General features: G+C 70.3%; 26 protein-coding genes. 14 read left to right on the forward strand and 12 right to left on the reverse strand.

Going from position 1 to position 24,919, the window contains the following annotated elements:
- Positions 1–30: 30 nt before the first annotated feature.
- Both VFV67_RS32110 and VFV67_RS32115 read left to right on the forward strand, forming a co-directional pair.
- Positions 31–540: a DUF5994 family protein gene (locus VFV67_RS32110; RefSeq protein WP_326474456.1), complete on the forward strand. Its 510-nt coding sequence runs from the start codon at positions 31–33 to the stop codon at positions 538–540.
- A 122-nt stretch (positions 541–662) separates the two neighbouring features.
- A complete protein-coding gene (locus VFV67_RS32115) occupies positions 663–800 on the forward strand; it encodes a hypothetical protein (RefSeq protein WP_326474457.1) in 138 nt (45 codons plus the stop codon).
- Between the two features lie 60 nt (positions 801–860).
- Here the strand turns inward: VFV67_RS32115 and VFV67_RS32120 are convergent, their stop codons facing one another.
- From VFV67_RS32120 to VFV67_RS32130, 3 genes are all read right to left on the reverse strand, one after another.
- The gene (locus tag VFV67_RS32120) at positions 861–1,862 is read right to left on the reverse strand and encodes a magnesium transporter MgtE N-terminal domain-containing protein (protein WP_326474458.1); all 1,002 of its coding nucleotides are present in this window, start codon (positions 1,860–1,862) and stop codon (positions 861–863) included.
- Between the two features lie 5 nt (positions 1,863–1,867).
- Positions 1,868–2,083: a hypothetical protein gene (locus tag VFV67_RS32125; protein WP_326474459.1), complete on the reverse strand. Its 216-nt coding sequence runs from the start codon at positions 2,081–2,083 to the stop codon at positions 1,868–1,870.
- Between the two features lie 161 nt (positions 2,084–2,244).
- On the reverse strand, positions 2,245–2,865 hold the full coding sequence (locus VFV67_RS32130) for a hypothetical protein (RefSeq protein ID WP_326474460.1): 621 nt from the start codon (positions 2,863–2,865) through the stop codon (positions 2,245–2,247).
- Positions 2,866–3,461: 596 nt separating this feature from the next.
- Here VFV67_RS32130 and VFV67_RS32135 point away from each other — a divergent pair.
- The 5 genes from VFV67_RS32135 to VFV67_RS32155 all read left to right on the forward strand — a co-directional run bounded on the left by VFV67_RS32135 (position 3,462) and on the right by VFV67_RS32155 (position 7,167).
- Complete coding sequence (locus VFV67_RS32135) at positions 3,462–4,454, forward strand: hypothetical protein (protein ID WP_326474461.1); 993 nt, start codon at positions 3,462–3,464, stop codon at positions 4,452–4,454.
- Positions 4,451–5,674, forward strand: a complete 1,224-nt coding sequence (locus VFV67_RS32140) for a glycosyltransferase (protein WP_326474462.1) — start codon at positions 4,451–4,453, stop codon at positions 5,672–5,674. The genes VFV67_RS32135 and VFV67_RS32140 overlap by 4 nt, the downstream gene beginning before the upstream one ends.
- Complete coding sequence (locus VFV67_RS32145; RefSeq protein ID WP_326474463.1) at positions 5,667–5,891, forward strand: glycosyltransferase family A protein; 225 nt, start codon at positions 5,667–5,669, stop codon at positions 5,889–5,891. The genes VFV67_RS32140 and VFV67_RS32145 overlap by 8 nt, the downstream gene beginning before the upstream one ends.
- A 379-nt stretch (positions 5,892–6,270) precedes the next feature.
- Entirely contained in the window at positions 6,271–6,456 is a 186-nt protein-coding gene (locus VFV67_RS32150; protein WP_326474464.1) for a hypothetical protein, read from the forward strand.
- A gap of 213 nt (positions 6,457–6,669) precedes the next feature.
- The gene (locus tag VFV67_RS32155) at positions 6,670–7,167 is read left to right on the forward strand and encodes a hypothetical protein (RefSeq protein ID WP_326474465.1); all 498 of its coding nucleotides are present in this window, start codon (positions 6,670–6,672) and stop codon (positions 7,165–7,167) included.
- Positions 7,168–7,185: 18 nt separating this feature from the next.
- On the opposite strand, the gene eccD is transcribed toward VFV67_RS32155, so the two are convergent.
- From eccD to VFV67_RS32170, 3 genes are read right to left on the reverse strand one after another with little or no spacing between them, the layout of a single operon-like run.
- On the reverse strand, positions 7,186–8,553 hold the full coding sequence (gene eccD / locus VFV67_RS32160; protein ID WP_326474466.1) for a type VII secretion integral membrane protein EccD: 1,368 nt from the start codon (positions 8,551–8,553) through the stop codon (positions 7,186–7,188).
- Entirely contained in the window at positions 8,550–8,858 is a 309-nt protein-coding gene (locus VFV67_RS32165) for a YbaB/EbfC family nucleoid-associated protein (RefSeq protein ID WP_326474467.1), read from the reverse strand. Before VFV67_RS32165 ends, eccD begins: the two co-directional genes overlap by 4 nt.
- Positions 8,859–8,869: 11 nt before the next feature.
- Positions 8,870–9,469: a WXG100 family type VII secretion target gene (locus VFV67_RS32170; protein ID WP_326474468.1), complete on the reverse strand. Its 600-nt coding sequence runs from the start codon at positions 9,467–9,469 to the stop codon at positions 8,870–8,872.
- A 105-nt stretch (positions 9,470–9,574) separates the two neighbouring features.
- On the opposite strand from VFV67_RS32170, the gene eccCa reads away from it, so the two are divergent.
- The 7 genes from eccCa (at position 9,575) to VFV67_RS32205 (ending at position 17,757) form a co-directional block, all read left to right on the forward strand.
- Positions 9,575–13,558: a type VII secretion protein EccCa gene (gene eccCa / locus VFV67_RS32175; protein WP_326474469.1), complete on the forward strand. Its 3,984-nt coding sequence runs from the start codon at positions 9,575–9,577 to the stop codon at positions 13,556–13,558.
- Between the two features lie 108 nt (positions 13,559–13,666).
- Positions 13,667–13,996, forward strand: a complete 330-nt coding sequence (locus tag VFV67_RS32180; protein WP_326474470.1) for a WXG100 family type VII secretion target — start codon at positions 13,667–13,669, stop codon at positions 13,994–13,996.
- A gap of 15 nt (positions 13,997–14,011) precedes the next feature.
- A complete protein-coding gene (locus VFV67_RS32185) occupies positions 14,012–14,350 on the forward strand; it encodes a hypothetical protein (RefSeq protein ID WP_326474471.1) in 339 nt (112 codons plus the stop codon).
- Positions 14,351–14,455: 105 nt separating this feature from the next.
- Positions 14,456–14,794, forward strand: a complete 339-nt coding sequence (locus VFV67_RS32190) for a hypothetical protein (RefSeq protein ID WP_326474472.1) — start codon at positions 14,456–14,458, stop codon at positions 14,792–14,794.
- Between the two features lie 5 nt (positions 14,795–14,799).
- A complete protein-coding gene (locus VFV67_RS32195; protein WP_326474473.1) occupies positions 14,800–16,008 on the forward strand; it encodes a WXG100 family type VII secretion target in 1,209 nt (402 codons plus the stop codon).
- A gap of 13 nt (positions 16,009–16,021) precedes the next feature.
- The gene (locus tag VFV67_RS32200; protein WP_326474474.1) at positions 16,022–16,810 is read left to right on the forward strand and encodes a hypothetical protein; all 789 of its coding nucleotides are present in this window, start codon (positions 16,022–16,024) and stop codon (positions 16,808–16,810) included.
- A gap of 23 nt (positions 16,811–16,833) precedes the next feature.
- Entirely contained in the window at positions 16,834–17,757 is a 924-nt protein-coding gene (locus VFV67_RS32205) for a hypothetical protein (protein WP_326474475.1), read from the forward strand.
- A 351-nt stretch (positions 17,758–18,108) separates the two neighbouring features.
- On the opposite strand, the gene VFV67_RS32210 is transcribed toward VFV67_RS32205, so the two are convergent.
- From VFV67_RS32210 to eccB, 6 genes are all read right to left on the reverse strand, one after another.
- On the reverse strand, positions 18,109–19,251 hold the full coding sequence (locus VFV67_RS32210) for a S8 family serine peptidase (protein ID WP_326474476.1): 1,143 nt from the start codon (positions 19,249–19,251) through the stop codon (positions 18,109–18,111).
- Positions 19,248–19,853 carry a sensor histidine kinase gene (locus VFV67_RS32215; protein WP_326474477.1) on the reverse strand — a complete coding sequence of 202 codons (606 nt, stop codon included), beginning with the start codon at positions 19,851–19,853 and terminating at the stop codon, positions 19,248–19,250. Before VFV67_RS32215 ends, VFV67_RS32210 begins: the two co-directional genes overlap by 4 nt.
- Position 19,854: 1 nt before the next feature.
- Positions 19,855–20,487, reverse strand: coding sequence for a response regulator transcription factor (locus tag VFV67_RS32220; protein ID WP_326474478.1), 633 nt, complete (start codon positions 20,485–20,487; stop codon positions 19,855–19,857).
- 98 nt (positions 20,488–20,585) lie between these two features.
- Positions 20,586–21,227 carry a DNA-binding response regulator gene (locus VFV67_RS32225; protein ID WP_326474479.1) on the reverse strand — a complete coding sequence of 214 codons (642 nt, stop codon included), beginning with the start codon at positions 21,225–21,227 and terminating at the stop codon, positions 20,586–20,588.
- Complete coding sequence (locus VFV67_RS32230) at positions 21,224–23,458, reverse strand: sensor histidine kinase (RefSeq protein WP_326474480.1); 2,235 nt, start codon at positions 23,456–23,458, stop codon at positions 21,224–21,226. The genes VFV67_RS32225 and VFV67_RS32230 overlap by 4 nt, the downstream gene beginning before the upstream one ends.
- Positions 23,458–24,837, reverse strand: coding sequence for a type VII secretion protein EccB (eccB, locus tag VFV67_RS32235; protein ID WP_326474481.1), 1,380 nt, complete (start codon positions 24,835–24,837; stop codon positions 23,458–23,460). Before eccB ends, VFV67_RS32230 begins: the two co-directional genes overlap by 1 nt.
- Positions 24,838–24,919 lie beyond the last annotated feature (82 nt).

Genomic DNA, 24,919 nt, shown 5'->3' on the forward strand with positions numbered 1-24,919 from the left:
TTATCCGGGCCGGCGGACGGGAGTACCGGCATGACGTCGGGCCCGCGCAGCCGCATCACGATCCCGAAGACCGCGACGGTCAACGAGCTGCCACAGCTGACACTCCGATTGAGAATGAAGCCCAAGGCGCCCACTACGGGATTCGTCGATGGGGCGTGGTGGCCCCGATCGCTGGACTTGTCCGCCGAACTGCCCGCACTGCTCGCGGTGCTGGCGGTTCGGCTGGGTCCGATCCAGCGGGTGTCCTACAACCTGGCTGACTGGGAACCGGTCGAGCGGCGTCTGGACATCGGCGGGCACACGGTACGACTGGGCGGATTCCACTCCCAGCGGACCGACACCATCGACGTCATCGGCGCCGACGGCGTTCGCATCACGTTGCTGGTGGTCCCACCGCCGACGCCGCCGGACGCGGCACACGTTATGTTGATGGCGGCGGCCCACCGCGGTAACAACGACCAGATCGATGAGCTCCTTTCGCGCACTGGGGCGCCAGCGTCCTTCGTCATGCCGAAGCCACGCGCCGCGGCCGAGAACTAACGACGAAGGTTGACCCGTCAGAGTTTCGTCCACAGAGAATCTGGAGTCAGATGATTCGGGCTTGGCAAACCGGTACGCCCCGTGAGGATAGTTCGTTCGAGAAGGCCCGCGCCCAGGAGCGCTTGGAGAACATCGTCACGAACGGCAAGGCGGTGCGCACGGTGGCTCACCAGGCCGTCGACGCCGACGACTTCCGCCGGTTGGTATCGATGTTGGGCTTGGACGAAGACCCGGAGACCGGCGCGCAAGCGGGCCGGTGACGGGCCGCATCACCTGACTTCGCGGTCCTGTTCGCAAGAACCACGACCCATGCCGAACATTCATGGCTGTTCCGGCGGGCGACGGGTCGGTCCGGTCGTTTCCCTGTGGGCCGTGCTGCCGAGGCGGAACCTGTTGACGATGCGGTTCATCATCGGAGCCAGCTGTGTGGCGAGGTTGTGGGTTGCGGCGGCGTTGATGAGGTGGCTCAGAATGTCGGGCTCGGCGAGAGCGGGGAGTGTGAGGACGCGCTGCTGGGACGCCGGTCGCATGGCGGCTACGGCGGTGAGTAGCTGTGGCACGCAGTTGTCGTCGATCGCCGTGCGCAACAGGGTCGTCAGTGTGTCGTCGTCGGCTTGCGCGGCGTAGTCGGCGAGGCGGCCGCGGAGGTTGTCGTCGTCGATGCGTTGGATGAGTGCCAGGCCGGCGGAGCGCAGGTCACGCGGTCCCGTCAGGGCGTGGTGCACGAGGGCGGGTAGTCGTTGCAGCGGCAGCGCGGCGACCGCTTGGGTGAGACGTGCGGTGGACTCGGTGTAGTAGCCGATCCGCAGCAGGGCGTCGTCGGAGATCGTTGCGGCCACCAGCCGGACGGCGCGGTCTGCGGCGGCGTCGAGTAGGTGACCGAGCGTGATGTACTCGCCACGCCGGACCAGTTCGGTCACGACGGCCTTCATGCGGTCCGGACGGATTCGGCTGATCAGGGGTGCGGCTCGATGGGGATCGAGGTGGAGACACCCCTCCGCGAGGTAGTCGATGGGCATGCGGTTGGCCAGTTCGGCCGCCCGATCCGGTGCCATCTCGCTGGCGATCCGCGCGGCCAGTCGGGGTGGGAACGACCGCATGGTGATCTTGACGTTCAGTGGGGTGGGCAGCACTCTGGCCACCCTCGCGATGCGCCGGAAGCCGGCGCGGTGCTCGTCGTACAGCGCGGCGGCCACCCGGTCGCGAAGTGAACGGATGGCAGTGTGGTCGAGTGACTCGGCAAAGGCCACTCGGTCCGGGGTAGTGCCCAATACTCGGGCGAGTTTGGCCAGCTCGGCCTGTGTGGCCTGGTCCTGAACCATCAGGATCAGTCACTCACGATCTTGTCGACGCTGCGGCGCAGTAACGTCGGTATCTGCCGCAGCGCCTGCAGTGACGTCGCTTTCAACGCCCCGGCCTGCCGTTTCCGTGCGTCCACCAAGGCAGCGTGAAGTTGTTCCAGCTGTGGGTCGGACAACTCGTCCAGAACCTGCGCGTCGTGGCCTAGCCAGCACTTCAACATATCGCGCAAATCGCCGTGCACTGTTCGAGTATCTCATGCCCGCCATGCGCCCGTTTCGACCGTGGAAAGGTCGCCGCGGATCACGCGGAACTGGTGAGCGACCGTCTGCCCACTGGACGGGCTTGTGCCCATCCGAGGGGCGCATGCGCTCATTGCGACCGAGCGGCCGTTTCCTGCGCCCGCTAGGAGGCTGTCGCCTGGTCGGCCACAGTTGATTGTCCGCCAGCCGCCCGTTCCAGGCGACGCGCGTGTCGCAGACCCAAGAAGCCGAGGACCAGTAGAATTGCCGCCCCGACGAAAGCGCCGATCGCCGCATAGCCTGCGATTGTGCCCATTGTCGCGAACGCGGCCCCGTAGAGCAGCAGACCGCGCAGCGTGTTGCCCTGGAACAGGGTGGTACGCAGTGCGGCTTGCTTTTGGCCTTCCGGGCTGGCCTTCTGCTCCGAACTCATCGCTAGGTACGCGCTGCTGACCTCCTCGTACGTCTTGCCGCCGGAGGCCGCGTTCATGTGCGCCAGAATGTAGTGATCCGCGTACGCCCTGGCCTCCGGCCCGGTGTCCATCGGACTACCGGCATAGGGCTCCAGCGCATCCTGATCGGCCGGCGGAAGAGACTGCAGTGCTGCGCCCTCGGGCATCGTGATGCCCTGGATGCCGAGCTGTGTCTCCACTTCGTCACCAATGTAGAAGTACGCGTAGGTGAGCATTCCCCCCGCAACGAGAAGGAAGGCCGCCAACAACACACCGGTCCACGAGATCAACTTGTCGAATGATGCACGCATTGCCGGACCTTCCTCGGGCACCTGTGGGATGGAAGTGTCCTCAAGGACGCTACACCTCGCCGGTTTGGGCTACATCGTCCTGACTCCTCACACAATGTGGTGAAATATTCGGGTGGCGTTGCGCAGCCCGATCACCAACACCACCGCAGGTCCGCATTCGGTAATACATTGCACGCCAGGTGCGCAACCATGGCGATTCGATGAACGGTGATATTATGCGCACCAACTCGAATTGCGACCGTCGGCGTGACCGACTGCTGACCCGAGCGCGGCGGCGCGGTGGAGAGCCTCCCGCCCGACGGCGTGACCACCTGCTCCTGGGGTCGGCGCCCGGCGGGAGCATCCACACGCGGGTGGACGCCACCAACTCTGATCCGGACGGGCCGACCAACCGCGTCCGGTTGAAATGTACCTAAGTAAATAGACAGTACGTGTCGATCTTTTACCGCGTTCGGATGGGCAGCGGAACGCGTTTTGGCTCGTGGGATCGGTGATGCGATCTGTCCTTGACCGGTTCATAACTACGGAAAGTGGTCGGGCATGCTTGCGCGGTGACCGTTGAGGGATCCTTAGAACTGTCTCCGGTTCGGGAACGGTCAACCGGAGACGTCGATTTGGTGGTTTGGGGGCTGGGGGCGCTCGGGCTCGCCGTGCTCCACGGGGTGGCCGCCCGGCACCCGCACCGGCGGTTTGTCGGGATTACCAGGGATCCGTTGCGGAACAACGGCTTTCCGCCGAATGTCCGGCTCGGCGACGTGGCCCGCCTCGGTGTCGATGACGCGCCGGTGCTGGTGTGCGTGGCCGACGAGGAGGCGGAGGTACTGCGCCAGTACCTGGTCGCCGGCCAGCTCGATCTGGGCCGGGCGATGGTGGCCCGGAACAACCGCCGGCTCTTCCATCCGGCGGTGCTCGGCGACCGGCTACGCCACCGGACCGTCCTCATGGTCACCAACCCGGTCGAGCTGATGTGCGCACGGCTGGCCCAGACCGCCGGCTGCCGGGCCGTCTACGGGGTCGGCATGCAGATCGACGCGGAACGCTACCGGGACGTGCTGCGGGCCGGCTGGGGAATCGGGCTCGGCGCCGACGAGCTACCGGTGTCGGGAATGCACGGACTCGAGGCGATCCCGGTGCTGTCGGCCGTTCCCGGCCTGGCCGCGCGGATCGCAGCGCCGCCTTGGCCGGTCGTGTGCGACCGGTTGCACAACGCGGCCCGCACCGACCGGCTGAACTGGCTGTTGCAGCCGCAGAGGCTCGCCGCCGTGCTGTCCCGGTTGCGTCCCGAGCCGGACGACGACCCGTACCGCCGCCTGGCAATCGCGGCTCAGGCACTGGCCGCTGCGGAGTTCAACGGCTGGCATCCGCCGGTGCACCGGGCCGGCGGGCACATGAACGCGCTGGTGGACAGCTGGTTCACCACCGAACGGGTGCGCGTCTCCGCGGCCTGCCAGTGGCCGCCGGCCGGCGGGGCCGAGGTGTTCCTCGGCGGCACGCTGGACCTTGCCACCGGCGCGTTCGGCCTTCCCGACCTGAACGCGACCGAGCTGGAGCGGGTGGCCCGCCAAGTGGAGAGCATGCGCGCGTTGACCGTCGCCGTCGAGGAGTCATGACCATGCGGATACTGGTGATCTCACTACAGGTGGGCGCAGGCGCGTCCAAAGGCCACCTCAACCCCCTGGTGGGGGTCGCGCAGTGGCTGATGGCCGGCGGACATCACGTCGGCTGGCTGCCCCTGCCGGCCGCCATGGGCGAGGCGGACCAGGCACAGCTGAAGACCTTCGGGATCGAGCCGATGCGCGCCGCCACTCCCCCCGGACTGCTGCCGGGTCCCGAGATCCTGGCCGAACTGGCCCGGGATCCGCAGCGGGTCTGGCAGGCCTACCGCTACATCCTGCTGGATCCGGTCGAGCCCATGGTGGACGGCGTCCGGGCGGTGCTCGACGAATTCCAGCCGGACGTCGCGATGATCGACACCATGTCCTACCCGGGAATCATCGCCTGCCACCTGAACGAGGTGCCGTGGGTCGGCGTCTGCGCCGGACTGAAGCTGCTGCACCCGCCCGGATTCAGCCCCGCCTACCGGGGCGACATGGCCCCGCTGGTGCAACCCCGGGCGGAACTGTTCGCCCGGTACGGGATGTTCCCCGATTTCCGGCTGTTCGAGTGCCCGTCCCCGGTGGCCAACATCGTGTTCGGAACCACCGAGCTGGTCGGTGCGGCGAACCCGCCTGCGCACACCCGGCTGGTCGGACCGTCGATCCCGCCCCGGCGGCGCGGAGACGAACCGGACTTCCCGTTCGACCAACTGCCCGCCGACCGGCCGGTCGTGTACCTGTCGCTCGGCAGTGTCCACACCGGACTGGAGATGGACGTCATGGTCGACGCGCTGGTCTCGGCCACCGGGCGGCTCGGCGCGGCCCTCGTGGTCAGCTCGGCGTCCACCGCCCGCCGCACCGACCTGCCGGACCACGTGCTGGCCGTGCCCTACGCCCCGCAACTCCAACTGCTCGAGCGGGTGGACGCGTTCGTCACCCACGGCGGCGCCAACTCGGTGATGGAGGGGATGTACCACGGCGTGCCGCTGCTCGTGGTGCCGCTGGCCAGCGACCAGCCGATGCAGGCGGACCTGGTACGGCGGGCCGGAGCGGGCCTCGCGCTGGAGCGTGACCAGATCGACCCGGACTCCGCGCACGACGCGCTGGCCCGGCTGCTGGACCCCAACGGGCCGATCCGGCGGAGCGTGACCCGGATCCAGGCCAGCTACCGCGGCGGCGACGGCGCTCGCGAGGCGGCCCGGATCGTCTGCGCGGCGGCGGGATCCCGTGGGTAGCCCGCCGGGCTGCACCATGATCGTCCAGACCTATGACCGGATCCGGCTGCTCGAGTTGACGCTCGATGCGCTGACCAGGCAGAGCCTGCCACCGGACGAGTTCGAAGTGCTGGTCGTGGACGACGGATCCTCCGACGCGACGGCGGCGGCGGCGGAACCGTTGGCGCTGAACGGGTACGTCGACTGTTCAACCTCAACAACGAGGACGCCGAGCTGACGACTTCCGGCAGTTCTCGCGCCCTGGCTGATGTACTGGACCTGCAACGCCTCGGCGCGCACCGATCAGCTCCGCGCGGTCGGCATGTTCGACGAGGCGTTCCAGCGGTGAGGCGGCGAGGATCTCGACCTGGGCTACCGGTTGCATCGCGACGGCGCGCGGTTCGGCGTGAACCGGCCGAGTCGACCGTTGCCGTCGTCGGCGAGAACGGCGCCGGAAAAATCGACCCTGATCAAGCTGCTGTGCGGGTTCTACCGGCCGTCGCGAGGCCGGATCCTGGTCGACGGAACGGATCGCGCCGATGCCGGCGGGCTGGTCGACGAACTGCCCGACGGCCTGCGCACGCTGCTCGGCACCAGCTACACCGACGGCGAAACGGGTGGCGGCCAGGACCGGTGGGATCGCCGTCTTCGTGTCCCACCGGTTTGCCACGGTGCGCGCGGCCGATCTGATCGTCGTCGTCCGGGACGGCCGGGTGGTGGAAACCGGCGACCACGCCACGCTGAGCGCTGGGACCGGCAGCTACACGGAGCTGTTCGCGTTGCAGGCCAAGGCATACAGCTAGCCACGATCCGGAATGTTCCAGTTGACCCCGGTCTTCGGCCGTGGCGAGGATGTGCTCCGCGTCCGATCCGCGGCGCCGGTGGAGGGAGTTGGGATGCCGCTCGTGGTCGCACAGAAACAGCAGGCACAGGTGTCCCATCGGATGAACTTCTGGGGACGTCCGAGCGGGACATCGACCGTATCCTGGCAGTACCAAGGCATACCTTGGGAAGTGGTGCGGCCGGATGACGGCATGCCCGCGGCCCGGCGCTCGGTGCGGTGCGGGGTGTGCGACAAGGAGCTCACGTTCACGGTGCACAGCGTCGCGGCCACGCGGCGACGGCAGGCTCGCCGGCGGGCCGTCGCCTGGGCCGGCCTGGCCCTGCTCCTTGCCGGCGCCATCGGCCTCATCACCGGCTTCGCCGGGGACAGCACCGGCCTCATGGTCGGGGCAATCGTGGCGTTGGTGCTCGGTTTCGTCGTCATGTGGACTGTCGGATCGATCGCCGCGGAGGAGGTGGTCGTCACCGGCCACGGCAACGCGGTGCCGGCGAGCATGTCCAAACACAGCATCACCGTTGCCGAGCCGCACCCCGAGGACCTGCCCGAGCTGGTCTGCGGGCGGTGCGGACACAAGGAGGAATTCCCCTGGGGCAGCCACTTCCGCAAGAGCTTCGTGCAACGGGAGTACCAGGCCGCCAAGGTCAGGTTCGAGCAGTACGACTGCCGGTAGCGGTGACTCGGCCCGGGGTCAGCTGACGGCGTCGCGGATGGTGTTGTAGATGTTGAGGACGGCGCCGGTGATGGGGATGAGGGAGATGAGGGTGAGGTATTCGAGGATGTCGAACCAGCGGGCGCGGAAGGGGGAGTGGATGTTGCGGACGATGCGGTTGGCGTAGAAGAGGGTGCAGGCGGCGGCGAGGACCAGGAACACGGCGAGGGTCATGAGGGTGTCGGGGTCCATTGTGGAGGACAGGTGGATGGTGAAGCCGGCCAGCATGGCGAGCCCGGCGGCGACGGGTATGACGCGTTGGGTGGCGCCGGCGTAGGAGCGGGACCGGAGCAGCCAGGCGAAGCCGGTCAACGCGGCCAGGATTGCCGCCCAGGGTGAGGGGTCCCAGAGCAGGACGGCGGAGCAGGCGACGGCGATGGCGCCGAGGGCGGTGATCAGGCCGGTGAGGATGGCGGCGGCCGCCGAGGTGACACCGAGGACCTCGGAGCCGAGGGCGGGACGCTCGTCTTCGCGGAAGGACTCCATGTCGGCCGGGACGTTCGGCAGGGGCAGGCGGGCCAGCCGCATGGAGATCATGGGGCCGGCGGCGGTCAGCGCGGTCACCAGGGTCACGGTGACGGCGGCGGCGTGCGGCGGGGGGATGTCGAACAGCAGGATGACGGCGGTGATGAGGGCTCCGAAGGCGGTCATCACGGCCACCGAGCCGAACCAGGCCAGGCGATGGGAGATCACCACGGCGCAGACGGCGGCGTAGCAGGCCGCGGTGCCGAAGGCGACGGCGAGGGACTCCACGGTGAGCGGCCAGGGTTGATGCGGCGGAAGGGCGACCAGACCGGCGAGGAGAGCCGCGGCGGTTCCGGCGCCGGCGCACACGCTCGCGGCGTTCACGTCGCCGTAGGCGCGGGCCAGTGCGGCACCGGCGAAGGCCAGTGCCACCGCGAGCACGCCGCAGCCGAGAGCGGCCTGCGGTTGGCCGGAAAGCGCGGCCAGCACAAGCAATGCGGCTCCGACGAAGAGCGCCGCCGCGACGCAGAGGCCGAGCCGGCGCCCGATCCGGGGCCGCCAGGCGCCGCGCCGGGTCTGTGCGGCGCTGGCGATCGCGTCCACCACGTCGTCGAACAGCAGCGGCGTCTCGATTCGGGCCCGGGACCGCAGGTGGAGGATCTCGCCGTCGCGGACCGCCGCGGCCGACACGGTGACCCCGGGCGGCAACGGGGTGTCCCCCATCCGGCACAGCACCCAACCGGTCGCGCCGCGCTCGGGTTGCGGCGGCGCGCCGGCCAGCCGGACCAGTTGCGGGATCAGCTCGGCCACCGTGCACTCCGGCGGCAGCCCCAGGTCCATCCGGACCTGGGGCGCCACAACGGTGACCCGGCGCGGTGTCACGCCGGCAAGGATGCGAGGGTCGGGGCGAACCGGGCCTGGACCACCTTGGCCAGGTTGTCCAGGGCGGCGTTGACCGCCTCGGTGACGATCACGCCGAGATCGTGCGTGTCGTACTGGCGCACGGTCGCCGGGTCGATCGACACCCCGGCGAGCCGGCCGTTACCCCGCACGCTCGCCTCGACCTCACCGGCGCGGGAACGTCCCTTGACCACCATGGCCTCGACGTCCCGCCGGATCCGGTCGATCTCCTGTTCCTGGCGACGCAGTTGCTCCACCATCGCGTCGACTTCGGGATCGTTCTGCATCGTCGGTCTCCTCACCGTGCGCCGGACAGCTGCAGGGCGCCGGAACCGGCGGACGAGAACAGGCCGGACAGCGTCGAGCTGAGCTGGTTGCGAGTCTGGTCGGATTTGCTCTGCGCCTGCTGCTTGGCCTGCATCGCCTGCATCAGCGCCTGCATGATGGCCAGCATGATGAGGATCGGGCGCAGCCACGGCGGCGCGGACTGGGCCGCCTGAATCGCCTGCATCATCTGCTGCACGATCTGCTGGGCCTGCTGTGCGAAGTTCTGCTTGTTCTGATCCGCCTGCTGCCTGGCCTGCTGCAACGCGCTGGCCGCCTGGGTGAGGCGCTGCTGCTCCTGCTCCAGGTTGCGTTTCAGCTCCTCGCGCAGCTGGTTGACCAGCTGGGTGGACACATCGTTGCAGGAGTTGTAGGCCGTTCCGTTCCAGGACTGGCCGAGCTGGCTCACCACCTGACTCGTGGCGCTCGCCGCCGAGTCGATGGAGCTGGCGCAGCTCGCGCACTCCTGGGCCTTGGCCTGCAGCTCGCCCGGGTTGCCCGTGACGTCGGCGATCGTGGTGTTCAGCAGTTGCATGCCCTGCTGAATGATCGCGTGAACCGCACCGGTATTCATGTTGGCGCACCTCCCGTGTCGGGTCGAAGAGTAGGCGGGCCACGGCGGCGGGCGGACGGCAAAATTACCCACCCCGGCCGGCGTCCGCAGCGGCACACTCAGCGGATGAGCACCCCGACGCGGGCGCGCCGGCTGCCCGCGCCCGAGCAGCCGACCGGCGAGGTCGTGCTGGAATCGCCGCCCGCGCTGCCCAAGGGCAGCAACCAGGCGATGCTGCACATGCTGTTCATGGTGCCGATGATGCTGGCCATGGGCGGCATGTCGTTCGTCTACATCGGACGCGCCGGCGGGGTGATGACCTACATCTTCGGCGGTCTGTTCGTGCTCGTGATGGGCGGCATGATCGTGATGATGCTGGCCGGCAGCCGGCACGCGACCAAAGCCAAGATCAACGAGGAGCGGCGCGACTACCAGCGTTACCTTTCCGGGCTGCGCAAGCAGGTGCACGACGTCGCCGAACGCCAACGGTTCGCCCTCGCCTACGGGCAGCCGGATCCGGTCGACCTGTGGACGCTGGTCGACACGAGGAGGTTGTGGGAGCGCAGGCGGTCCGACTCGGACTTCGGCCAGGTTCGGGTGGGCACCAGCCCGCAGCGGCTGGCCACTCCGCTCCGGGCACCGCAGACCGCGCCGCTGGAGGACCTCGACCCGGTCTCGTCGACCTCGTTGCGGCACTTCATCCGCGCCTACGCCACGGTCACCGAGCTGCCGGCCGCGATCTCGTTGCGGGCCTTCCCGCGGATCGGGGTCAGCGGGCCGCGCGCGGCGGTGCTCGATCTGGTGCGGGCGATGCTGGCTCAGGCGGTCGTCGCGCACGCCCCGGCCGATCTGCGGGTCGGGCTGTGCCTCACCGCGGACCGGCGCGGCGACTGGGACTGGGCCAAGTGGCTGCCGCAGCTCTACGACGCCATCGAGTCCGACGCCGTCGGGCCGACCCGGATCGTGGCCGCCGACCTGGACGCCCTTGCCGAGGCGTTCGGCCAGGATCTCGGCGAGCGCCCGCCGTTCACCCGGAACAGCGGGATGGGATTCGACCTGCCGCACCTGGTGGTGGTGATCGACGGCGGCCGGACGCACGGCACGTCCCGGCTCGCACCGGAAACCGGACTGCACGGGGTGACGCTGATCGAGATCGCCGACGGCCCGCCGGACACGCCGAGCCCGAACGCGTTGTTCCTGCACGCGTCGGCCGGCCGGCTCGGCATGCTGGCCGGCGAGGGTGGCGACGCCGCCGGCTTCACCTACGTCGGCCGGCCGGACGCGTTGCCCACCGCCGACGCCGAGGCCCTGGCCCGGATGATGACCTCGCGGTACCGCAGCGGGATGGCAGCGCCGGAAAGCCCGCTCGCCTCGACCTTCGGCCTGCCCGGCCTGCTCGGTCTCGGTGACCCGAGGGACGTCGATCCGGCCATCACCTGGCGTCCCCGGCCGCCGCGGGAGCGGTTGCGCGTCCCGCTCGGCCTCGACCTGCGTGGCCAGCCGGTCGAGCTGGACCTGAAGGAGTCGGCCGAGAACGGCATGGGCCCGCACGGTCTGGTGATCGGCGCCACCGGGTCGGGAAAGAGCGAACTGCTGCGCACCCTGGTCAGCGCGCTCGCGGTGACGCACTCGTCGGAGACGCTGAACCTGGCACTGATCGACTTCAAGGGTGGCGCCACGTTCGCCGGGATGGCCGAGCTGCCGCACACCTGCGCGGTGATCACGAACCTGTCCGACGACCTGGCCCTTGTCGACCGGATGGCCGACGCGATCAACGGAGAACTGGTACGCCGCCAGGAACTTCTCCGGGACGCCGGCAATTTCGCTTCGGTCCGGGACTACGAGCGGGCCCGGGAGACCGGAGCGGACCTGGCTCCGCTGCCGGCCCTGCTGGTGATCATCGACGAGTTCAGCGAGCTGCTCACCAGCCGGCCGGAGTTCATCGACCTGTTCGTGATGATCGGCCGGCTCGGTCGCAGCCTCGCGGTGCACCTGCTGCTCGCGTCGCAGCGACTGGAGGAGGGTCGGCTGCGCGGGCTGGAGGCGCACCTGTCCTACCGGATCGGGCTGCGCACGTTCTCCGCGTCGGAGAGCCGTGCGGTGCTCGGGGTTCCGGACGCCTACCACCTGCCGCCGGTGCCCGGCTCGGCCTACCTGCGACTGGACACGGACACCTTGCTGCGGCTGAAAACGGCCTACGTCTCGGGCGAGTTGCCGCCCCGGTCGACCGGCCCCGGACCGCAGGCGGCGCCCGGCCGGGAGGTGCTGCCGTTCACGCTCGAGGAGCTCCCCCGGCCGCCCGAACCCGCCCCGCCGGACAGCACGGCGCCGGACAGCGTCCCGGCCGGCACCGGTGAAACGATCATGGGCGCGATGCTGTCCCGGCTGACCGGAAAAGGCCCGCCCGCGCACCAGATCTGGTTGCCACCGCTGGCCGAACCGCCCACCCTGGACCAGCTGCTGCCGCCGCTGAGTGTCGACGCGGAACGCGGGTTCTGCCCCACCGGCTGGTCCGGCAACGGCCAGTTGGTCGTACCGGTTGCCATTGTGGACAAACCATTCGAGCAGACCCGCGACCAGATGTGGCTCGACCTCACCGCCGCCGCCGGCAACGTCCTGATGATCGGCGCGCCGCAGAGTGGAAAGAGCACGTTCCTGCGCGGCCTGGTCGCCTCACTCGCCCTCACCCATACACCGGCCGAGGTGCAGTTCTTCCTGCTGGACATGGGCGGTGGCGCGCTCGGCTCGGTCTCCGGGCTGCCGCACGTGAGCGGTTACGCGGTCCGCCGGGACGTCGAGCGGTGCCGCCGGGTGGTCGCCGAGGTCAACACCCTGCTCGGCCGGCGCGAGCAACTCTTCGCCGAGCACCGGATCGACTCGATCACGACGTTCCGGCAGCGGCGTCGCGAGTTCGTCGAGAGTGAGGACGGCGACCGGGAGTTCGGCGACGTGTTCCTCGTCGTCGACGACTGGGCGACGGTGCGACAGGAGTTCGAGTTCCTCGAGCCGACCATCGTCCGCCTGGCCACCCGGGGTCTGGGGTTCGGCATCCACGTCGTGGTGTCCAGCACCTGGTGGCTGAACATGCCGACACCGCTGCGGGACAGCCTCAACACCCGGATCGAGCTGCGGCTGGGTGACCCGTCGGACTCGATGATCGACCGCCGGGCCGCGCAGAACGTCCCGGCAAGTGCTCCCGGCCGGGGCATCACCGCGGAGCGGCTGCACATGCTCGGCGCTCTGTCCCGAGTGGACGGTGACTGCCGGGTCGACACCCTTGGCGCGGGAACGGCCAACCTGATCTCCCGGGTGCGCGATGCCTGGCCGGGCAAGCCGGCTCCACCGATGCGGTTGCTGCCGAGAGAGGTGCCGGTCGAGGCACTGTCCCCGGCGTACCGCGCGCCAGGACAGACGATTCCGCTCGGTATCTCGGAAACCGATCTGCAGCCGGCCTTCCTGGACTTCACCACCGACCCGCACTTTCTTGCCTTCGCCGACGTGGAGTGCGGCAAGACCGCGCTGCTGCGCACGATCGCGCAGGGCATTACCCGACGCTATACCCCGGAACAGGCCCGGATCATCATGGTGGACTACCGGCGCGGCCTGCTCGGTGCCGTCGGCAACGGCCACCTACTCGCCTACGCGGGATCGGAGCCGGTGCTCGACGACGCGGTCGCGCAGATCGCCACGGCGATGCGAGATCGGTTGCCCGGCCCGGACATCACGCCGGAACAGCTGCGCAGACGGGACTGGTGGCAGGGCCGTGAGCTGTTCCTGCTGATCGACGACTACGAGCTGGTGGCCACCCCCGGCAAGCTCACCCACCCGTTGCAGCCATTGCTGGAATACCTGCCGCACGCCAGGGACATCGGCCTGCACGTGGTCATCGCCCGGGGCAGCGGCGGCGCGTCGCGGGCCATGTTCGACCCGGTGATCCAGCGAATGCGCGAGCTCGGTTCGCCGGGCCTGGTGATGTCCGGCAGCAAGGACGAGGGTCCGCTGGTCGGCGACATCAAGCCGGAACCGCAGCCGCCCGGCCGCGGTTACCTGGTGCGCCGCCGCACCGGCAGTGAACTGGTCCAGGTGGCCTGGACGCCAGGCGAAAGCTGAAGTGTGGGTAAAAGTGCCGTGGGCCCAGAATGCCGGCGGCCATAACCTCAGATCCGAAAGGAGGCGACAATCATGGCACCACAAGGAGTCGTTCTCGACCAGGCCGTTATGACCAAGGCGGCCAGGGATTTCGACGACACGGCCAATCAGATTCGCGGCATGATGGCGAAGCTCAACGCGGACGTTGAGGGTCTCGTCGGCGCGACCAGGAACTTCAACGGTGCGGCACGGCTCGCGTTCGACCAGAACAAGATGCTGCTCAACGACCGGATCCAGAAGGCACAGGTCGAGCTCACGGTCATCGGGCAGAAGTTCAACGAGGTCATGAACACGCACAGCTCGTTCGCCGACCAGCAGGCTCAGAAGATCAACCAAACCGTCACCGGGGCGATCAGCGGCGGCAACGGCGGCGGCATCGTCAGCGGGCTCAACGGCTGAGAGGAGTGAGCGGAAATGTATGAGTCAGGAGCACCCTCAGCCGGCACCGTCGCAATGTCCTTCGGCGCCGTCTCCGGCGCCGGTGCCACGCTGGTCACCCAGTCCGGGGCGATCAACGGCGCGCTGGAAAGCCTGGACAAGGCGCTGAACCCGGTCCGGATGACCTGGTACGAGTCGGGCAGCAGTTCCGGCCAGGAGGCCCAGATCGCCGAGGTCAACCTGCGCAAGCTGCTCAACGACATGACGCTGATCATCAACAACCTCGGCCGGCTGCTGGACGGTACGGCGACCGAAGGTGCGGCGCTGGACGGAGCACTGGGCCAGAGGTTCCAGGGGCACGGCACCATCCGCTGAACACCCAAGGGCGGCGTTCCGCCGTACGGCTGATCGCCGGCGCCGGCCGAGGTGGGTGGGCGTGCCGACCCGCCCACCTTGGCCGGAGTCCAGAAAGGATCCACCATGCCGACTGGAAACGAGGGGTTCGCGGTCCACCTGCAGTCGCTGACCGACTTCGCCGGTGAGTTGGCTACCCAGCTCAGCGGCATGGGCCAACCGTTGAGCGATCTGGACTCGCTGGTCGAGCACAAGCTCCGGCTCGGTGAGTTCAACGAGGCCTATGCGCTGTGGAACAGCCACGGCATCGCGGTTTCGGAGATGTACATCCTGGTCGGTCAGGCCCGGGACGCGATCGAGTTCGCCAACGAGATCACCAAGACGGTGTCCGTCGCCTACCAGACCTACGACGACACCGTGACCGGCGCGATGCACGCGGTCGGGAAGTCGATCCAGGAAGCCTGAGCACGATGCCCGAGAAGCCGAACGGCCACACGGATTTCTCCCGGTACAGCCACGCACAGCTGTACGCGATGTTGCACGCAGGCGAGGAAGGGAGCGCGCGTTCGGCCGCGGACTCCTGGGACGCCGTGGGTGCGCGGTTGCACGAGCAGGCCGGCAACCTGGATGCCAGGCTGGCGCGGTTCCGGGAGCATTGGCAGGGCGGTGCGGCCGACGCGTACGCCGTGATGATCACCGACCTGGCCGGCGGGTTGCGCCGGATCGGCGACGCGGCGTTCGCGGTGCGCGACGCCGCGCACGACACCGCCGACGCGCTGCACCGGGCCAAGGCCGAGATGCCGCCTCCGGTCGAGGTGCCCGAGGTCTCCCCCACCACCGTGCACCTGGCCACCGCCACGATCGAGGTGGATCCGATGGCATCGCCGGAATCCGTGGCGCAGCTGCGCCGGGCGCAGGCCGACGCGGTCGCGGCCGTGCAGAACCACCAGCAGGCTGCCAACGCGGCGAACGCCGCGCACGCGAAGGCCGTCGCCGTCATGGTCCGGCTGGCTGGGGAGTACCGGCGCTCGGAGCGGAGCATCCCGCACCTCAACATCGCGGGCCGGCCGCCCGGCGCACCCGGCTCCGGCCACGGTCACGGTCACGGTGGGGCGCTGGACGACGTGGACCTGCTCAACCCCAACGGATCCAGGCCGATGTTCGGCAGCATGTTCACCGCCGGCCTTGCGGCCGCGACGGCGGCGGCCGCCGGGCGGCTCGGGATGCCTCGCATCCCGACCTGGGCGGAGAAGAAGAAGGAGGAGCCGGCCGCCGAGACCGATCCGGACAAGGCCAAGGCGGCGCTCACCGACGGGCTCAAGGGAGTCGGTGGTGGCGGCGGCATCGGAAAGATCGGCGGGTTCGGCGCGGCCCCGCCGGTCCCGGTGGCGCACAACGGAATGCTCGGCGCCGGCCCGCCCCCGGTCGCCGCGGCCGGTCTCGGCGGCCTCGCCGCCGCCGGGGCCGCTGCCGGGGCGGGCGCGGCGACCGGCGGGATGCCGATGATGCCGTTCATGCCGTTCGCGCCCATGGGCATGGACATGGCCGGGGGCCGCCGGGTGCCGCCGTGGCTGGTGGAAACCGAGGAGGTCTGGGGCGAGTCATCGGTCATCACGCCGCCGGTGATCGGCGCCGACCCACCGGGCGACCCGAACCCGCATGCCGGGTTCCAGTTCTGAGAAAGGCGAGACCATGCCGCAGCTGACCCCCGATGAGATCGCCGCCTTGGCCGCACGCGCCGGCTTCACCGGGCAGGACCTGGAGATGGCCGTGACGATCGCGCTCGCCGAGTCGGACGGGTGGACCGACCGGCTGGGTGATCTCAACCTGCAGAACGCGACCTACGGTCCGTCGGTGGGGCTGTGGCAGATCCGCACGGTTCACCCCGGTCCCAACCAGGGCTGGTTCGACCGGTTGCACCACAACCACCAGGACAACCTGGACCCGCAGACCAATGCCAACAACGCCCACGCCATCTTCCAGCGGTACGGCTGGCGGCGCTGGGGGTCCTACACCGACGGCCGGTACCGGCAGTTCCTGGAGCAAGGGCGTACCGCCGCGCAACGCCTGCAGCAACAGCAGCAACAGCAGCAACAGCAGCAGGCGCCGCAGGACCCGCAGCGGCGCGGGGACGCCGGGGGCGGCGGCGGGGGCGGGATGCAGTTCCCTCTGGCGGATCTGCTCGGCGCGGTGAGCAAGCTGCTCAACCCGAGCAACCAGCTCGGCCGGGCGGCCCAGACCGCGCGCGGTGCGGCGGCCAGCAGCGCCGCGTTCGGCAACGTCGAGTCCTCCGCCTCGGTGGCCGCCCGGCACCAGCGCAACACCGCCGAATACGGCGATGCGACGGAGGCGGCCCGGAACCGGCTGGACCGCATCAAGGATGAGATCAGGGGTTCCGAACAGTCCATTCGAGAGTTCGACCAGAACGGCAGCCAGCGGATCAACCGGACCGTCGTGGATCCGATGACCTTCGTCGGATGAGGTGACCGAGAGGAGCCCGCACCATGGTCGCCACCCCCGGTATGCAGATCGTGCACGAGGCATTGAACGGCGCCGCCCGCGCGTTGCCCGAACAGGTCACCGTGCTCGGCGACACCCATCAGACACTGCTCTCCCGGCAGGTCCCGGCGTCCGCGTTCGCCAACGTGGACGCGTCCGCGGCGGCCGGCGCGACGCACGCCCGCACCGTGGAGGACAACGCCAGGGCGCTGGCCGCCGCCGGCCGGCGACTGGACCTGATGATCGCCGACATCCGCGGCACCACCGCCACCGCGCAGCAGTGGGACAAGGACAAGGCCACCCAGCAGAACAGCCAGGGCGCCGAACGGATCCAGCTGGCCCAGGCGAACACCGGCACCACGACGGACGTCCCGCGCGGCGGCGCCTATCTCGACGGTGACCAGGTCCAGCTGCGCCCCCGCGACGAGACCGTCCCGTCGGTGACGATCCCGAACACCACGGGCGCGAAGGGCTTCACGGTCGGACCCTGGTACGACATCATCAATTCCGACCACACCTACCGGGTCGAGAGTGACACCAGGATCCCGTTCGACACCAACGCGAGCCAGCTCGGAAGCGCGATCGCCAACAACCCGGTGCCCAACGACGGGGCGGCGGCCGCCACCGCGGCCGGCACCCGCAACGACGCCGGGTACGGCAACTACGTCCACTCCTACACGGTGGCGTCGCCCGATCCCGACCGGTTCACCAACATCACGGTGAACTACACCGTCGCGGGCGAGCACATGCTGCACGAGGGCTACGTGATCCGCTACGGCGAGCGGCTGCCCGACGGCATGAGCCGGATCGTCAGCTACGGCGAAGGAAACTCCGGCTGGCAGCACCCACTGATGCTGCCCACCCACTGGTACACCGACTACCTGTGGGAGCAGAACCATCAGCGCATCATCAACGGGCTGACCCGATGATCGTGGCGCCGGTCGTGCGGATCGTGCACGACGCGGTGGTGCTCAGCGCACGATCCCCGATCCGAACCGGCCGCTGACAACGGACCCTGACCCATCGCCCATGCTGGAACTGGGAAATCGGCTGCCCGGGTCGGCAACTCAGCGGCTGGAGCCACGGAGTCGGGTGTTGGGAGCGGGAAGTCGGGTGCTGGGATCGGCAACTCGGTACTGGAACTGACAACCCGAGAGCCCGGGTCGCCAACTCAGCGACTGGACCCGCGAACTCGGGTGTTGGGAGCGGGAACTCGGGTGCGGGGGCTGGGAACTCAGCGAGGGTGATGTCGGGGTTCGGGGCCGGGGTGCGGGTGGTGGTTATCCCTGGCGCCAGTTGCGGGTGCGGGCGCGGCGGGTGACGGAGACGGTGAGGGCGGAGAGGGCGGCGATGGCGACGCCGGCGATGGCGAGGGTGCCGGGGAGGCGGGGGTAGGTGGGCGGGCCTGCGGGGGCGGCGGCCGGGCTGATGCGGGCGGGGGTGGCGGTGCGGGCTGTGCTGGGGGGTGGCGCGGTGAGCTGGGCGGTGACGGCGGCTTGGACGTCGAGGATGCCCCAGCCGAGCCGGAGGTGGCGGGTGCCGCTGGGTGGACGGTTGGCGGTGCGGGACAGGCGGTCGGATACCTGGCTGGGCGTGAGGTTGGGGTGGTAGGCGCGGATGAGGACGACGGTGCCGGCGACGTAGGCGGCGGCGAACGCCGGATTGGTGATGCTCCAGCGGTGGCCGAGGGATCCGGCGGTGCCGGCGGCGAGGCTGACCAGGTCGGCGCCGGGGGCGGCGAGGAGGATGTGCGGGCCGGCTTCGGCTTGTACCGGGGTGCCGGAGCGGTCGTGGGCGCCGACGCCGATCACGCCGGGCAGGGCGGTCGGGTAGCTCAGGCTCTCCGGTTTGTCGCTGGCGGCCGGGGAGACGATGACCGCGTCCCGGGCAAGGGCGTTACGGACAGCGGACTCCAGGGCGGGAGTGCTGCGGCTGGCGGGGGCGACCACCAGGATCACCGACGCACCGGCGGCCACGGCCCGGTCGATCCGGTTGGCCAGGGCGTCGGGATCGACCTCACCCTGCCCGGAGCCGACCGACTGGGTGTGGCGCAGGGCGAGAATACGCACGCCCGGCGCCATTCCGGCGAACGTGGTGGCCGGATCCGTTGCTGCGCCGACGATTCCGGCGGCGAAGGTGCCCCGGCCGTCGCAGTCGTCGAGGTCCGAGCCGCCGATCACCTGGTCCCGCCCGAACTGCGGGTTGGCCGGGTCGACGCCGGTACCGAGCACCGCGACCAGCTGGCCGGATCCGTCGGTGAGCGGCCAGATCCGCGCCGGGTCGGTCAGCCGCTGCGCCCAACCGGTCCCCTCCCGGTAGACCCCGGCCGGGCTGGCGCACTGGGCGGCCACGGCCACGGAGCGCGGATGAACCACCGGCAGCAGGCCGAGAACGGCGGCCAGAGCGGCCGCGACCACCCTCACCGCGGCACCCACAACCGCACCCGGGTCCCCCAGCCGGGCTGGGACACCACCTCGGCCCAGCCGTCCACCTCGACCATTCTGGCCACGATGGACTCGGTGATCCCGAACCCCGGCCGGCGCCGGGTCTGATCGAACCCGATTCCGCGATCCCTTGTGGTCACGGCGATCCCGGCACCGAGCCGTTCCACCCGGACCTCCGCCTGGTTCGTGCCGGCGTGCCGCACGATGTTGCGCAGCGCCTCCCTGGTCGCGTCCCGCAGCGCCACCCGGCGGCGGGCCGGCAGCCCGGTGCCCGGATCCGCGATCACCAGGTGCGCACGCAGTCCCTTGCGGGACAACTCATTCAGCACGGTGGCGAGCTCGTGGCCGAGCGCCTGCGGCCGGACCTGCTCGCGCAGCCGGCCGCGCAGTTCGACCGCCTGCGCCCGCGCTGCGTCCGGGGGCGCACCGAGGGCGAGCGCGTCCAGGGTCGGCAACACCGTGTCGTGCAGCAGCCGGTCCACCGCCACCCGCTCCGCGCCCCGGCCCCGGATCCGGCCGATCCGGTAGGCGAACATCGCGGCTAGCAGGGTCACCCCGCCGGCCATCGCGATGGTCAGCATGTCAGGCGGAGATCGCCCGCGGATTGGCGATCATGCCGTGTTCGATCGCGTACCGGGTCAGCTCCGGGCGCCGGCGCAGGCCGGTCTTGTCCCGGATTCTGTCCAAATAGGACCTTACGGTGCGCACGCTGATCCGCAGCGTTTGCGCGATGTCCTGGTCCCGCTCCCCCGCGGCCAGCCGGGCCAGCACCTCGACCTCGCGGTCCGACAACTCCATCCGGGCCGCCGGCTCCGGTTCGACCGGCACCGCGGCCGGGGCCGGAACCCGGATCCCGGCGGCGATCTGGGCGACCGCGGCCAGGATCTCCGTGCTGTCCGCGTTCTTGCACAGGTACCCCCACGCCCCGGCGGCCTTCGCGCCGACCACGTCATTGGTCTCCGCCTGCGCCGAAAGCACCAGAACCCGGTGGCCCATCCGGGTGACCTCCAGCACCGCCGCCGCCCCGCTCACCCCGGGCAGTCCGAGATCCAGCACCACGACCGAGCACTGGCGGCTGCGGGCGGCGAACTGGGTGACCGACTCGGCGACGGCGTCCAGGCACAGGCCAGGGGTCTCGGTGAACAGCCTGGTCAGCGCGGCGCGGTAGAGCGGATGGTCCTCGACCACCGCGACCGGAATCCCTGAGCCTTCCACCGCGCCCTCCTCGGCGAAATGACCTTTACCAGGAACCGTAGTGATCCGCCGGGCGGCATGGTGGTGGTCGTTTGTCCACCTTTTTCGTTCTGACCCCGTCAAAGCTCGTCGGCCCGCACCAGGCCGTCCTGGATCGCCCTGGCCACCAGCGCTGCCTTGGTCGGCGCATCCCGGCCGACGTTGGCGTACTTGATCCGCACCCGCTCCAGGCAGGCGTTCACCCGACGAACGGTCAGGTTCAGCCGGCGCGCGACCATCTCCTTGGACTCGGAGTGGAACCACTCCAGCAGCACCTCGCTCTCCCGTGGCGAGAGCTGTGGCCGATGTGGACGGTTGTCCGTGCCGAACGCGCCGGACAGCACCGGTGGGGTGTACGGGGTGTGCGCGGCGGCCGCCTGGATGGCCGCCACCAGGTGGTCCTCGCCCTCGGCCTTGGTGAGATAGGTGAACCCGCCGATGTCCAGGCAGGTCAACACGGTCTCCCGGTCGGCCCGCATGCTGTAGATCACCACCTGGCGCCCGGCGTCCACCAGCCGCTTGAGATCCCCGTAGGCCGGGCCGCTGACGTCCAGTTGCAGGTCGAACACCACCACATCCGCGGAGCGGCCCGGTTCCAGCCAGGCCACCGACACGTTCCGGCCGGTGGCCAGCACCTTGATCGGCGGGTCGGCGAGGCCGCACCACGCCTGAACCCCCGCGGTCACCGCGGGATGGTCGTCGACTACGACAGCGGTGATCATGATTCACCTCGCCAGGTCGCCCGGATCCAGAGCCGGTCTCCGTCCCGCAACACATCGGTGCGCACCCCGTGGCCGCTGGGCTTCGGCACCATCTGGGGCATGCAGTCGGCCACGATGCTGACCGTCACGGTCTCCGCAGCACCCGCGACGGTGAGCCGCACCTTGCCGCGCGCGGTGGCCAACGCGGCGATCGCCGGCTCGGTCAGCTTCCGGCACACGGCCTCGGGAACCTCCGGCCGCGCCCCGCAGGTGGCGAACGCCACCGACACGCCGTTGCGCTCGGCCAACTCGATGCACGCGCGAAGCTCGTGCAGCAACGGGTCGGGCCCGGTGGCGTCCTCGGCGAACAGCCGCCGCATCCGGGCCGCCTCCACCGCGCAGGACCGGCGCACGGCCTCGTCGCCGGGATCCAGCTCGCCGTTGGCCAGCCCGGTCAGCAGCGGCACGGTCGTGTCGGCCAGGCCGGAAAAGCGTTCCTTGCGGTCCCGGTGCAGCTGCTCGGCGATCGCCTCCGAGGTGCGCAGCTCCTCCTCGGCCCGGGCGGCCTTGGCCGAGGAGATCGACAACCCGCGGAGCACCGCAGCGATCATGCAGACCGCGAGCTGGTAGCTGAGCCCGATCCAGGTCGCGTTCACCACTCCCACCAGGGTCAGTGCCGATTCGCCGCCGAGCGCCGTCTGGGCGAAGGTCATCAGGTACTGCGCGCCGAGCACGCCGGCGAACACGATGACCCGGCTGTCCAGCAGCAGCAACACGATCTGCCAGCCGGCGTCGCCGTCGGACCAGTGCGCCGTGCCGAGCCGGTACTGCGGCAGCACGGTCGCGGTGGCCAGCGCCGACAGGCCGAACACCAGCAGCACCAGCGGCCAGCGCCAGGCGCCGAGCGACCGGCCCCGCCAGGTCACCACCGCCACCACGGCGGTCACCGCGATCAGCCCGCCGAGCACGAAGAACTGTGCGCCGACCGAGCTGTACGCGTGCTGGTTCGCCAGCAGCTTCGGCAGATCGAGGAACAGCGAGATGACGAAGCACATCACGATGACCCCCCAGCGCAATCCCTGCTGGAACGAGGTCGCGATGATCTCCGCGTCGTCCCCGGCCGGCTCCCGGGCGGACAGCGGGTGGGTCAGCCGGACCCGGGTGCCGTGGCCGGGCCGGCTGTCCACCAGCGCACTGCCTCCGGTACGGGCCATGCGTTCCACCAGGGAGCGGGTCACGCCGTAGTGGTGTCCGGACACCGCGGCGGGGTCGAATCCCCTTCCCTCATCGGAGATTTCCACGATCACCGTATCCCCGTCGCGGTCCACCCGGATGTCGGCCCGGTCGGTGCCGGCGTGCCGCACCACGTTGGTCAGCGCCTCCCGGGCGCCGTTGCTGAGCTGCACCGCGTCCACCGCCGGCAGGAGCACGGAAGCCATACCGTGCCAACGGATTTCCAGCGGAGTCCGCCAGGCCGCGTCCCGGAGCAGGTCGAGCAGGTCGACCTCGCTGCCGGTCACCACGGCGGGCCCGCTCATCACCTCGACGTCGCGCGCGGCCTGCTCGAGCAGCCAGCGTTCGCGGCCGGACACCACCCCGGCGCCGACCATGAGCAGCGTCGCCGACGCGGTGTCGTGCAATGCCGCAAGATACTCACGCTCGTCCACCCGGCGGGCCCCGGCGACCGCGGCCGCCCGGCGCAACCGTTCCGCGCGCTCGACGACCTGGTCCGCGGCCCTGGCGCTGCGCCGGACGAACCGGTAGAGCGCCCAGGACAGCGCCGCCTCCGCCGCGGTCCACAGTTCGACCGGCGCGGTGGCCAGCCAGCCGGCCGGATTGGACACCGCCGCACCGGCGAAGTAGCTGACCAGGATCGTCGCGGTGACCCCGGCGAGGCCCACCGAGCCGACCAGCCACGGGTAGGCGACGACGGTGATCTCGACGGCGGCGAGCACCCAGCTCGTGCTCAGCCGGGGGTCGAGCGAGGTGGTCCAGACCTGGGTGAAGCAGGCCGCGCACACCACGGCAACGTCCACCGGAACCAGCCAGCGCCGGTCCGCACCGCGCACCATCAGATAGGCGAAGCAACCGTTCCACAGGTTGAACGCCAGCACGACGACGATCGCGACGGCCTGCTGCCGCGCCGAACCGGAGAACAGCGTGACCAGGCTGGCCAGCCCGGTGACCGCGATCCGCAGCGCCAGGGCATAGCGCAGGCCCTGATGCAGCAGTCCCCGCTCGGCGGCGCCCATCAACTGCCGACCGTCCGTCTGGCCTGCGCCGGATCGAGCGTCGGCCCGGTCGGGAACAGTGCGAGCACCGCGGCCGGCACGCCCGGACGCGACACCCGCCCGTAGCCGAGCGCCTTGATCGCCTCGTCGCCGGACAACGGGTACTTCTGGCCGGTGTCGGTGATCAGGTACGTGGTACCGGAGGCCGCGCCGGGCGCCGGTTCCTCGGCCACCACCGCGCCCGCACCGCCGGGCACGTACACCTCCGCCGCGGCACCGGCCGATTGCGGCACCGAGTGTGGCTTCGCCCCGCTCGGCAACGGAAGCCCGGTGCCGATCGTGATCCGCGCGCCGGTCGCGCACAGCGTCGTGGTCGGCTGGACCCCGACGGGTTCCGGGCGGCGCCGGGGATAGCCGTCCGCGCGCTCGGCCGACCGCGGGGCGGCGGCGATGTCCGCGGCGGGCAACGGAATCGGCCGCGGCCGGGCATCCGGATAGGCCGCGACGCTTGCCGGCGACCCGAGCACCAGCGCGGCCTCGGTACCGGAGATCACCGCCAGACCGTCGCCGCGGACCAGATAGAACTCCTCCGCGCCGGACACCAGCACCTGGCCGATCCTGGTGGCGGCGCGACCGACGGCCGGGCCGGGCGCGCCGCTGCGCTGCACGTCGATGGTGGCCAGGTCCCGTCCGGCGGGGATGGTGTTCAACCAGGTCGGGGCGACCGTGACGGAGTCGGCGGAGGCGTAGCCGAGGGCCACAACGGCGCGGTCGTCGGCCAGCCGGTGCCGGTGGCCGCCGGTGATCACGAACCGCTCACCGGACCGCAACCGGGCCAGGATCGCCGCCCCGTCGGGCAGCGGGGGACCGGCAAACTCCTGTCCCAACAGGACGGTGGAGATCGGCTCGTCGCCGGCCGGCCGGTCCGCCGACAGCCGGGTGCAGCTGGTCCACGGCCCGGCGCGCAGCCGATCGTTCTGCGGCAACGAGTCCGGCGCCCCGACGATGCCGGCACCGGCGCCCCGGGGCACGTCGCGCAGCGTCTTCGCCGGCACGGTCACGGTCTTGCCGCCGTCACCGCCGGCCAGCAGCCGCGCCGAGGCGTAGTTGAGCACCGGATGCAGCGCGCCGTCCTGGCCGAGGATGAACCGGGCCCCGGTCTCCTTCTCCATGATCACTTGGCCGCCCTGCCGCCACTCCTCCGCCCGGCTGGGGGTGAGCAGGCCGATGATCCCGAACACCGCCGACACGATCAGCGCCACGGCCAACCCGATCCCGGTACCGAGCAGTAACCTTTTGGACGGCGAAACGGGATGGTTGGCGTCGGCCGACACCAGAGCCGAAACCAGGCGCCGCCGAAGGAACTGGTAGGCCTGTATCTGGTCCTTCTGTGTCCACACCCGGCCGACTCCCGGTGTCTTGAGAATTCTTGGCGATGCGCTCGGTGAACGAGATAATACCGACCGGAGTGATCGAGAACTC

This window comes from Actinophytocola sp. (assembly GCF_035762905.1).
Lineage (GTDB): Bacteria > Actinomycetota > Actinomycetes > Mycobacteriales > Pseudonocardiaceae > DASYTH01.

Bases quoted from the DNA above. Each gene is read 5' to 3' on its own strand.
- VFV67_RS32180 (WP_326474470.1), top strand. From the start codon at position 13,667: ATGACCAAGGCGGCCAGGGATTTCGACGACACGGCCAATCAGATTCGC.
- VFV67_RS32230 (WP_326474480.1), bottom strand. From the start codon at position 23,458: ATGGGCGCCGCCGAGCGGGGACTGCTGCATCAGGGCCTGCGCTATGCC.
- VFV67_RS32185 (WP_326474471.1), top strand. From the start codon at position 14,012: ATGTATGAGTCAGGAGCACCCTCAGCCGGCACCGTCGCAATGTCCTTC.
- VFV67_RS32225 (WP_326474479.1), bottom strand. From the start codon at position 21,227: ATGATCACCGCTGTCGTAGTCGACGACCATCCCGCGGTGACCGCGGGG.
- VFV67_RS32170 (WP_326474468.1), bottom strand. From the start codon at position 9,469: ATGAATACCGGTGCGGTTCACGCGATCATTCAGCAGGGCATGCAACTG.
- VFV67_RS32195 (WP_326474473.1), top strand. From the start codon at position 14,800: ATGCCCGAGAAGCCGAACGGCCACACGGATTTCTCCCGGTACAGCCAC.
- VFV67_RS32205 (WP_326474475.1), top strand. From the start codon at position 16,834: ATGGTCGCCACCCCCGGTATGCAGATCGTGCACGAGGCATTGAACGGC.
- VFV67_RS32140 (WP_326474462.1), top strand. From the start codon at position 4,451: ATGACCATGCGGATACTGGTGATCTCACTACAGGTGGGCGCAGGCGCG.
- VFV67_RS32110 (WP_326474456.1), top strand. From the start codon at position 31: ATGACGTCGGGCCCGCGCAGCCGCATCACGATCCCGAAGACCGCGACG.
- VFV67_RS32190 (WP_326474472.1), top strand. From the start codon at position 14,456: ATGCCGACTGGAAACGAGGGGTTCGCGGTCCACCTGCAGTCGCTGACC.
- eccCa (WP_326474469.1), top strand. From the start codon at position 9,575: ATGAGCACCCCGACGCGGGCGCGCCGGCTGCCCGCGCCCGAGCAGCCG.
- VFV67_RS32120 (WP_326474458.1), bottom strand. From the start codon at position 1,862: ATGGTTCAGGACCAGGCCACACAGGCCGAGCTGGCCAAACTCGCCCGA.
- VFV67_RS32215 (WP_326474477.1), bottom strand. From the start codon at position 19,853: ATGCTGACCATCGCGATGGCCGGCGGGGTGACCCTGCTAGCCGCGATG.
- VFV67_RS32200 (WP_326474474.1), top strand. From the start codon at position 16,022: ATGCCGCAGCTGACCCCCGATGAGATCGCCGCCTTGGCCGCACGCGCC.
- VFV67_RS32165 (WP_326474467.1), bottom strand. From the start codon at position 8,858: ATGCAGAACGATCCCGAAGTCGACGCGATGGTGGAGCAACTGCGTCGC.